A 9,559-nucleotide genomic window follows, 5' to 3' on the forward strand; every position below is an offset into this window, starting at 1 on the left:
CGAGTATAAAAAATCCCGGTTATATACCGGGATTTTTTATACATTCAATCGAAGCTTGATCTTCAGTTATTTAAATGCGCTTCAAATATTGGAGAGAAAGCCAGAGATGCTTTTAACCTGAAATATATTGCTGTAATTGATCAATCAGTTTGCGTTGGTCATCCATTGCTGCTTTGACCAAATCTCCGATTGAAATCAGACCAAGCAGTTTTTCATCTTCTACCACTGGCAGATGCCGTAGATGGCGCTCAGTCATTAAGGCTAAACAGTCTTCTACAGTCGTCGAGGTATTTACGGTAATCACTTTAGAGGTCATGATTTCATTGACTGTGGTATCGAAAGAGGTTCTTTGCATCAGGGCGATTTTACGGGTGTAATCCCGCTCCGACAAAATCCCTACCACGTTATCTTCATGCGTTACCACAAGTGCCCCGATTCCTTTATCAGCCATCAAGGTGATGGCCTCTAAAACAGTAGAATCTGGACGGATGGTATAAATAGCTTGATGCATTTTTTCATTCAGCACCTGTGCCACATTGGTCATGCTTCATCATCCTTACTGGTCAATTTATTATTAATCCTAGAGTATGCCTTCAACCTGAACATCTCTAAGTGTTTAGGTTTTAGTCTTTATAAATAGCATGTTATTTACGCAATGTGCAGTCTTTGTTGTGAAAAAAATAGGTGACGCATCTGTGCAGTGCTCAGTTTAAGTCTGGTGCCATTGGTATTGCACAGGGCTGGGGTGACATTCAGGCGCGACAAGGTCGGCAATAATGCATTTTCAAAATCTTCAGAATTGATTTTACGCGGAGCATAATCAGGCCAATGTTGCTGGGCATAATTTTTGGCATCGAGAGGATTTAGCCAAAACGGGAAAATACAGTCTTCCTGATCACGCATCATTGCCCAGCCTTTATGATATGCGCCCCATAGCTCGCCACAATTCCTTAAAGATTTCAGCATGGTGATCTTGAAAAGGGATTCTTTACAGATCGGATCAATTTGAATAATTTTTCGTGGTTTCATTAGAATAAAGTGCTATTGGATGTCAGACCCTATTCTAGGAACTTTATAAGTAATTACTGTTTCAGCTTTGCAAGGATTGGTAAGAAAATATGTATTTATTGCTATTTATCGAAAAAAAGGCTGAAAAAAACGCCACCTAGGTGACGTTTCATTATGCTTGCAGGGTGGCCATGTTCTGCCAGTACTGCGCTTTGAGTGAATCCCGTTCTACACGGAAACCTTGATAATAAAGTTCTGCTAAAAAAAGCGCTGCTTTACCATGACCTGCACGAGCTGCATCTTCAAGCTGTTTTACCGCATCCACAAAGTTCATTTGGGATTGGATGGTATTCACGGCATCTGCATACAGATGTTCCAGATCGTGTTGAGAGAGTTGTTGTATCATATAAAAACTCCTTAATTTTAATTATGATTACAGGACAGACTAATCAGTCTAAATACAAATATAACTTAGTATTGTTAAACTAATATTACAAAATAATGGAAAAGTCAACTATTCGATTTTATTCGTTTACTTTAGTTATAGTTTACATGACTAAACTATACACACTTATAAATATTATTAAGATAAATTGTAAATAGAGATCAAACAATAAGGAGAAAGCCATGATGACAAGAACTTTAGATGGTGTAAATTTTGATATGCCACCAACTGCTGGGCAAATCCTTGAACTTGCACATTTGCATCGCAAGAAACTGGATGACGCTATATTTAGTAAATATACGCATCTAGGTAATTATGGACTGGCACAACGTAAAGAGGTGTATGACTTTACCCGTGCTCTGGACGTCAATCAGCGTGAGCAGTTCTATAAACTCTATAATGGCGAGTTGGTTCGAATTGCAGATGAAGATCGCCTGCATCCCCCTGAAGCAGAAGCGGGGTTAAGTAAATTTGCTGTTGCACTGGTATTGGTGATTGTAGCATTGGTGCTCTATTCCACTATTCTGAGCAGAATGATGAGCTAATCCGCAGAGTCGTGGATTTTAGCCCTGCTAAATATGGCGCTACTGACTTGAACTTATATAAGCCTAACCATACACTACCTTTAACTTGAGGTAGTGTATGTCTATAGATACAGAAAAGTTAATTCAATGGTTCAGCAGAATCAAGCTGGAACAGATTTATAATATTGTTGTCATTTTTATGGTTGTGGTAATTTTATTTTTAGCCGCATTGGCTCTCTATCGTCCGCTTAGCATCTCTCAAATCACCCAGATTCGGCAACTTTCTGAACAGCAAAATTTGCCCCAAACTCAGGATCTGGCACTGGCTCTATTAGAGCAGCAGCATATCCGTCGTGGGCAGTATCTTAAATTGATGCAGGCCTATCAGCAGGAGTCTCTGCGGGCGCGTCAGCTGCCACCGCTCTCGGTGGAGATGCCTTAGGCACAGGGTTTGCTGGCAAATTGAAATTGGCATCCATTAAATTCTGCTCCAAACGCATTTTCAAGGCATCTTTATCCAGTTCTTTATTGACCACGACCAGCGTTAGGCGGTCTGGATGTAAATGTTTGCGTATTGCATTTTGCACATCCTTTGCGCTAATTCTGGCTAGACGTTCCGGATAACTGGATAAATAATCATTTTGCTCACTATAAAAGCCCATATTGCCTAACTGGGCATTAATGGTGGCATTGCTGCTGTAATTGTTAGGGAAGGCGCGCAGCATGCCTGCTTTGGTTTCTTCCAGACGTTGAGTGTCAATCGGTTGGCTGACAAAATTGATAAATGCCTGATGTGCAATCTGAATACTCTCTAGTAGCTGATCCTGCCGTGTAGAATATTTAAAGCTGAATACTCCGGGTGCCTGACTAAAGCTGAATGAGCTATAAGCGCCGTAGCTAAAACCACGTTTGACCCGCAGTTCCTGCATCAGTACCGCATTAAATCCACTCCCGCCAAACATGCGGTTGGCGACTTCTAGGGCCAGTCGGTCTTCAGTAAAGCGTGATGGCCCTATATGTCCAAAAGTGATATGCGCCTGAGACGAGTTATAGGGTAAATGCACCACTTCAAAACCAGATTTAATTTCAGGCTGTGGTAATGCAGCTGCTTTTTGACCTTGAGTTAAATTGCCGGCAATCCGTTCTGACAGTTCCAGCGCCTGTTTGGGGCTGAGTTTACCGGTAATAGCAATATTTATATTTTGCGCCACCAGAAACTGATCACGGAATTGTTTTAATAATTCGGCATTAATTTTCTTGGTACTGCCTTGGGTGCCACTAATTGGTTCTGCATAAGGATGCTGACCATATAGAGTACGATAAAAACGAATATCCATCAGCCGGCTTGGATTTTCCTGTAATTGCTTTTGTCCCACTTGGGTATTGCTTAAAGCCAGATTAATACTGGAGGGTTTAAATGACGCATTCTTTAGAACTTCCATCATCATTCCGAGTGCCGGTTCCAATTTATTTGGATCTGAAAGCGTACGCAGCCGAACCACAAACATGTCTCGATAGGCCTGTACGCTAAATTGTGCTCCAGTCTGGTCAAAAATTGCCGCCACCTGATTCGCGTTATATTTATCTGTTCCTTCACGCATCAACTTGGCTGCCATATTGGATAGACCATACAGACCTTTGGTAATTTCCTGATCACGGGCCGAACCGGCATTAAAGGTCAGCTGGATATCCACCATGGGAAGATCCTGCGTTTCAACAAATAGTGTACGTACTTTGTAGCGATTGTTCAGGTCATGAATATAAGGCGCCTGAAAACCCCGTTGCTGATTAATATTTTTTAAGCTTTGTAGCAAGGGGATAGACTGTAACTGACTTGGATTATCATTTTGGTCAGGTTGAGGATCCAGATAGTTTTCTGCATGGGTAGCCGAGCTAAGACTTAAAATTGAAATAAGCAAAAATGGACGAAGTTGAAGCATTATAATCCCCGTTGCTGGGTGTTTTGTTCAGGTGAGAGATAAAGCGTGCTGAGATTTTCACGCACAAAATAGGCGTTGGCGACGCGCTGGACATCCTGAACACTGACACTTTCAAAGTGTTTCGGTAATTCATCCATCAGGCGATAACTCAAGCCATTGACCTCCAGATTGCCAATCATTTTGGCTTGGCCGGCAATATCATCCTGGCTATAAATCAAATTGGAAATAAAGCGGGTACTGATACGATCCACTTCCTGTTGGGTCATTGCGGTGGTTTTAAGTAAATCCACTTCATCCTGAATTGCTTGTTGTGCTTCTTGCAAAGATATGCCCGGCGCAGGTAAGGCAGAAATACCAAACAGGCTGTCGCCGCGATTATAGGGATCATAAGAAACGCTGACAGAGGTCAGAATTTTACGATCACGCACCAGACGGTCTTGCAGGCGTGAAGAAATGCCGCTGTCCAAAAGGCTACGAATAATGGTCAAGGCATACGCATCTTGGGGGTTTTTGGCAGTGCCGAGGGATTTCACATTCCAGGTCATGTACAGATTGGGCACCTGAACATTACTGTTAATTTCCATATGTCGATAGCCTAAGCGTTCAAACTCCAGCACATCATTACGTGGCGGTGTTGGACGCGCAGGAATATCTCCAAAATATTTTTGCACTTGCGCTAAAGCCGCTTCCGATTCCACATTTCCGACAATTACCAGAATGGCATTATTCGGGCTATACCAGTCCCGATACCATTTTTTGATATCATTTAACTGAATATTATTTAGAGTTTTCATATGTCCAATCACCGGTTGGCGATAATGGCTGGTCGGATAACTGATCCATTTAAAGCGTTCAAAGGCCTGAGCGCGCGGGTTGTCATCGGTACGCTGGCGCCGTTCTTCCATCACCACTTTAATTTCTGGCGCAAAGTCCTGCTGCCGCAGTAATAAATTGCTCATGCGGTCAGATTCAAGTTCCAGTGCCATGGGGAAATAGGCTTTAGGATAGAGCTGATAATAATTGGTGTAATTGGTAAAGGTGGCGGCGTTGATGCTGCCGCCATAAATCCGGCTCAGACGGGTAAATTCGTCATTTGGAACTTTATGCGTACCTTTGAACATCATATGTTCAAGTGCATGCGATACCCCCAGAATATTGCCAGATTCATCACTGCTGCCGACTTTATACCAGATCTGGGTCATCACCATGGGCGCACGATGGTCTTCCCGAATAATGACTTTTAATCCATTACTTAAAGTCGTTTCAAAAGTGGTGCGTGATAATTCACTACGAGTCTGGGCTTGGGCCTGATTAATACTTAATCCCAGCAATAGGACACCAAGTGGATAAAGTGTTTGTTTAATCATTCTGGAAACAGAGGAGACAGTCAAAAAGGTGGCGGACACTAGATCTCCCAAAAATAGGCATTTGTATTTAGGGTTATTTTTAATAAATGCGGAGATGAAAGCAACCAAGAGCTGTAGCTTTTTGGTATGTTTGTCCAGCATTTGCATTGCTAGCTGCAAAGCAGGCAAGTTATGGTAGAATCTGGGTTTTTAACGCAATGCTTTTCAAGGATTCGGCATGCAACAGCAATCTAATGGGCAAAACAAATTTTTGATTGATGCTGATATCGGAGATGATGATGTCACATTACCGAGCTTACCTGCGGTCAATGTGCCTATCGTAGAAACGCCAAGCGAAGCAGCTGTAGTTTCTGCACCTGTCGTAACAGAAACTGAAAATGAAGATTCTGCGGCGAAAGGTGGCTTCTTTAGCCGTATGAAAGAGGGTTTAACCAAAACCCGTAAAAACCTTGCCGATGGGATGGTCAATATCCTGATCGGTGGTAAAGAAATTGATGATGAATTATTAGAAGAAGTCGAAGAGCAGCTGCTGGTGGCCGATATTGGTGTGGAAGCCACCAAGACCATCATTGCTAACCTGACTGAGCGTACCGAACGTGGTGACTTGATCTACTCGCATTCACTGTATAAGGCGCTTCAGGAAGAACTGGTGGCTTTATTGGCACCCCGGGTAAAACCGCTACACATTGATCCGAATAAATCGCCTTATGTGATTTTAGTGGTCGGTGTAAATGGTGTAGGTAAAACCACCACGATTGGCAAACTGGCCAAACGTCTGCAAGGTGAAGGCAAGACTGTCATGCTGGCGGCAGGTGATACTTTCCGTGCAGCTGCAACGGAGCAGCTACAGATCTGGGGTGAGCGTAATAATATTGCGGTCGTGGCTCAAGGCAATGGTGCAGACTCGGCTTCAGTGATTTTCGATGCTTTTGAAAGTGCGCGTGCCAAAGGCGTAGATGTATTAATTGCTGATACAGCTGGTCGTTTGCATAACAAAGGTCATTTGATGCAAGAGTTGACCAAAGTAAAACGTGTCATGCAGAAAATTGATGCGACTGCACCACATGAAGTGATGTTGGTTGTCGATGCCGGAACAGGTCAGAATGCCATTAACCAGGTCGAAATGTTTGATGAGGCGGTAGGCCTAACCGGTTTGACCATTACCAAGCTCGATGGGACTGCCAAAGGTGGCGTACTGTTTAATATTGCCAGTCGTACTCATGTGCCGATTCGCTTTATTGGTGTGGGTGAGAAAATTGATGACTTGCGTCCTTTCTCTGCCAAATCTTTTGTTGCTGCATTGTTTGAAACTGAAAATAAATAATGCGTGATAATTCACACAAACTCCGCTAAGTGCGGAGTTTGTTGTTTTTGAGGGGTTTGAATGCTTTAAAAATCAGCTAGAAAATATGAACCAGATCTATCTACCGTAATAAAGCCATTATACTTGTATGGGATTATTCGAGCTGTTTTAGCTGGGTTTTGTGGGGGGAAGAAATGGCATTGCTAAATAAAATTGGTCAGGTATTAACAAGTGATATAACCAAGGACTTTAAATTTTCGAAAAAAAACAAACCTGATGATGATTTGAAACTGACTTTTGTTGATCAGTTGAAAAAGCGCCGTAGTATTTATGAACTTGGCAAGCGGGTACATTATAGTCAGGCGTATCTGAGTGAAATGCTTCAGGCAGCAGTTCGCAGTTGTCCTTCAGCCTATAATTCCCAAAGTACGCGGATTGTAGTGTTATTTGCGGATTCTCATTATAAGTTTTGGGAACTTGTCAAACAGGTTCAGCGCCAGCATGTGCCCACACATATTTACGAAGGTGCAGAGATCAAGTTAAATCAGTGTGCCGCGGCATATGGCACGATTTTATTTTACGAAGATCAAGCCGTGATTCAGCAACTACAAAAGAAAATGCCGCTCAATGCAGAAGATTTCCCGATCTGGTCTGAACAGACATCAGGAATGGCGCAATTTGCCGTGTGGACTGCATTGGCAGATTCGGGTTTAGGTGCATCTTTACAGCATTATAATCCGCAGATCGACACTTTAGTCGCCGAGCATTTTGACATTGAAAAGAGCTGGTTGTTACGTGCCCAACTTTGCTTTGGCTCGATTGAGCAGGCAGCAAAAGAAAAATTAGAACAGCAAGATCAGCACTTTTTTAAAGTATTGGGTTAAAAACCGATGAAGGACGGTATAGCAGCATGGATGCTGCGAATGAAATCTAATACAAATATTCTATTCAGATCTAAGTCTGATTGTTCTATAAATAAAACACATTGTTATGGGAATGCACCTGTTTTAAGTGCTCAAAACACGTAGTATGACTTTATCAGTTTTTAATAATCAAAATACATAGAGGTGAATTTATGGCATTTTTAGATCAAATCAAACAGCGCCGAAGCATTTATACCATTGGGAAAAATGTGAGCCTGGAGCAGGCTGAAATTGAAAATCTCATTAAAGATGCAGTTAAACACAGCCCATCATCTTTTAACTCGCAAACTTCTCGTGTGGTAATTTTATTTGGTCAATCACATGATACTTTCTGGCATATTGTGCGTGAAACCTTGCGTGATCTTGTTTCGACAGATGCATTTGAAGCAACCAATAATAAAATTAATGGTTTTGCAGCAGGTTATGGCACCGCATTGTTTTATGAAGACCAGAATGTGGTGAAATCGATGCAAGAACAGTTTGCACTCTATGCCGATAACTTCCCGGTCTGGTCAGAGCATTCTTCAGCCATTGCGCAGTTTGCAACCTGGACAGCTTTGGCAGAGAAAAATATCGGTGCCTCGTTGCAGCATTACAATCCAATTATTGATGAAGAAGTTGCACAAACTTTTGAAGTCCCATCGCACTGGAAGCTTCGCGCGCAATTGGTCTTTGGTTCTATTGAAGCACCTGCAGGCGAAAAAACCTTTATGGATGATGCGGAGCGTTTTAAAACCTTTGCATAAATCGGGTTTCAGCTAAAAAGAAGTGCTTTTGTGCTTCTTTTTTTATTTGTACTGGCTAATAGCAGATAATTTAAAATTGCTAGTCAAATAAATGCTAAAAGTTCAGGTGAAATAAGAGAAGTTTTTGTCATAAAATTGTCATTTCGACGCGGCATAGTGCAGCTCAACTTTAATAATTAACTTGAAATGAGTAGATGATATGGATTTTCGTATTGCGGCAACTGTAGCGGCACTGTTGTTTAGTACCTCGGTTTTTTCAGCGGTGACTATTACAGTACCTGAAGAAATTAAGATCGTTGCGGTAAATAATCAGGAAATAAAATCAAGTCTATTACGTTCTAATTCAACTTATAAACTGGATGCTGGAATGAATAATATCAGCGTCCGCTATAATGAGTTTTTTCAGCACTCTGATAATTCACATGACATTTTAAAGTCGGGAGTGCTTACTGTAAAAACTCCAGAGCTTAAAGATGGTGAAACCTATCGTTTAGCGTTAATTAATGCACCTCAGAATTTTGACGAAGCTAAAAAGTACCAGGATCAGCCCATCATTGGCTTATATGATGCAAAAAATCAGCTGCTTGTTCAGCAAGCGGGCGCTAAAGATGCAGCGAGAACATGGTTTGCAAATAATGTATTGACCAAAACAGTCGAGATGAGTAGCAAGTCAGCAACATCACTTAATCAACCAGCACCTGTATATGCTCAGGCAGCTAGTGTAGCTACGGTCGCCACTCCTCAAACTCAATTCGTCGGGCAGAATGATCAACAACTCATTCAATTATGGCAAAAGGCCTCCAAAGCTGAACGTCAAAAATTTATGACTTGGTTGGCTGAACAGACGAATTAAAAGATAAAGTATGAAGGATCAAATGGTATTGATGCTTTTTTAATAGGTAGAGTGCAGAGATTTATATTTGGTTATACTTTTAATGCAAAAAATCTGGAAAATCTCTCAGAAAAGGCTAAAAATAACATTTTAGATTAAAAAATAAACGTACAAGTCACTTTTTTGAATCTTTTTGAGAAAAGCCCTTGCGCTTGTTTCTAAAGTGTATAGAATACGCTGCATCAAGGCGATACAGCAAAACGAACTTAGCTGATTAAGTTAGGTTGTTGTGTGAGTTGCCTGGTAGCTTGTTTCTGACGAAGAGCAAGAAGATCATTAAGAGCTTATGAAGAACAACTTGTGTGGATTTTTACTGGTTGATCGATCGAAATTATTTTCATTGATTGATGGTAGAAATGACTCGAAGTTTATTTGAGAAATATTTGTCAGAAAATTGATGAGCCAAGATTG

11 protein-coding genes are annotated in these 9,559 nt (G+C 41.5%); 6 read left to right on the top strand and 5 right to left on the bottom strand.

The features are described 5' to 3' along the window. Nucleotides 1-112: 112 nt before the first annotated feature. The 3 genes from FTU82_RS10225 to FTU82_RS10235 all read right to left on the bottom strand — a co-directional run bounded on the left by FTU82_RS10225 (nt 113) and on the right by FTU82_RS10235 (nt 1,414). Entirely contained in the window at nt 113-544 is a 432-nt protein-coding gene (locus tag FTU82_RS10225; protein ID WP_005097071.1) for a CBS domain-containing protein, read from the bottom strand. 104 nt (nt 545-648) lie between these two features. Further along, nucleotides 649-1,029, bottom strand: coding sequence for a DUF2750 domain-containing protein (locus FTU82_RS10230; protein WP_005097070.1), 381 nt, complete (start codon nt 1,027-1,029; stop codon nt 649-651). Nucleotides 1,030-1,180: 151 nt separating this feature from the next. Next, nucleotides 1,181-1,414, bottom strand: a complete 234-nt coding sequence (locus FTU82_RS10235; protein ID WP_005097069.1) for a hypothetical protein — start codon at nt 1,412-1,414, stop codon at nt 1,181-1,183. A gap of 224 nt (nt 1,415-1,638) precedes the next feature. Here FTU82_RS10235 and FTU82_RS10240 point away from each other — a divergent pair, with 224 nt between their 5' ends. Both FTU82_RS10240 and FTU82_RS10245 read left to right on the top strand, forming a co-directional pair. Then, nucleotides 1,639-1,998, top strand: coding sequence for a hypothetical protein (locus tag FTU82_RS10240; protein ID WP_035337940.1), 360 nt, complete (start codon nt 1,639-1,641; stop codon nt 1,996-1,998). A 97-nt stretch (nt 1,999-2,095) separates the two neighbouring features. Further along, nucleotides 2,096-2,419: a hypothetical protein gene (locus FTU82_RS10245; protein WP_005097067.1), complete on the top strand. Its 324-nt coding sequence runs from the start codon at nt 2,096-2,098 to the stop codon at nt 2,417-2,419. Here the strand turns inward: FTU82_RS10245 and FTU82_RS10250 are convergent. Then, complete coding sequence (locus FTU82_RS10250; protein ID WP_180101304.1) at nt 2,343-3,917, bottom strand: pitrilysin family protein; 1,575 nt, start codon at nt 3,915-3,917, stop codon at nt 2,343-2,345. The two genes, FTU82_RS10245 and FTU82_RS10250, sit on opposite strands and share 77 nt — an antisense overlap. Beyond that, complete coding sequence (locus tag FTU82_RS10255; protein WP_180086147.1) at nt 3,917-5,323, bottom strand: pitrilysin family protein; 1,407 nt, start codon at nt 5,321-5,323, stop codon at nt 3,917-3,919. Before FTU82_RS10255 ends, FTU82_RS10250 begins: the two co-directional genes overlap by 1 nt. A 178-nt stretch (nt 5,324-5,501) precedes the next feature. Here FTU82_RS10255 and ftsY point away from each other — a divergent pair, with 178 nt between their 5' ends. The 4 genes from ftsY (at nt 5,502) to FTU82_RS10275 (ending at nt 9,109) form a co-directional block, all read left to right on the top strand. Beyond that, complete coding sequence (ftsY, locus tag FTU82_RS10260) at nt 5,502-6,608, top strand: signal recognition particle-docking protein FtsY (RefSeq protein ID WP_005097061.1); 1,107 nt, start codon at nt 5,502-5,504, stop codon at nt 6,606-6,608. Nucleotides 6,609-6,781: 173 nt separating this feature from the next. Next, nucleotides 6,782-7,471, top strand: a complete 690-nt coding sequence (locus tag FTU82_RS10265; protein ID WP_005097060.1) for a nitroreductase family protein — start codon at nt 6,782-6,784, stop codon at nt 7,469-7,471. Nucleotides 7,472-7,662: 191 nt separating this feature from the next. Next, the gene (locus tag FTU82_RS10270) at nt 7,663-8,256 is read left to right on the top strand and encodes a nitroreductase family protein (RefSeq protein WP_005097059.1); all 594 of its coding nucleotides are present in this window, start codon (nt 7,663-7,665) and stop codon (nt 8,254-8,256) included. A gap of 199 nt (nt 8,257-8,455) precedes the next feature. Continuing rightward, entirely contained in the window at nt 8,456-9,109 is a 654-nt protein-coding gene (locus FTU82_RS10275) for a DUF2057 domain-containing protein (protein WP_074383185.1), read from the top strand. Nucleotides 9,110-9,559 lie beyond the last annotated feature (450 nt).

Source organism: Acinetobacter sp. YH12151 (assembly GCF_013418355.1).
GTDB lineage: Bacteria > Pseudomonadota > Gammaproteobacteria > Pseudomonadales > Moraxellaceae > Acinetobacter > Acinetobacter pseudolwoffii.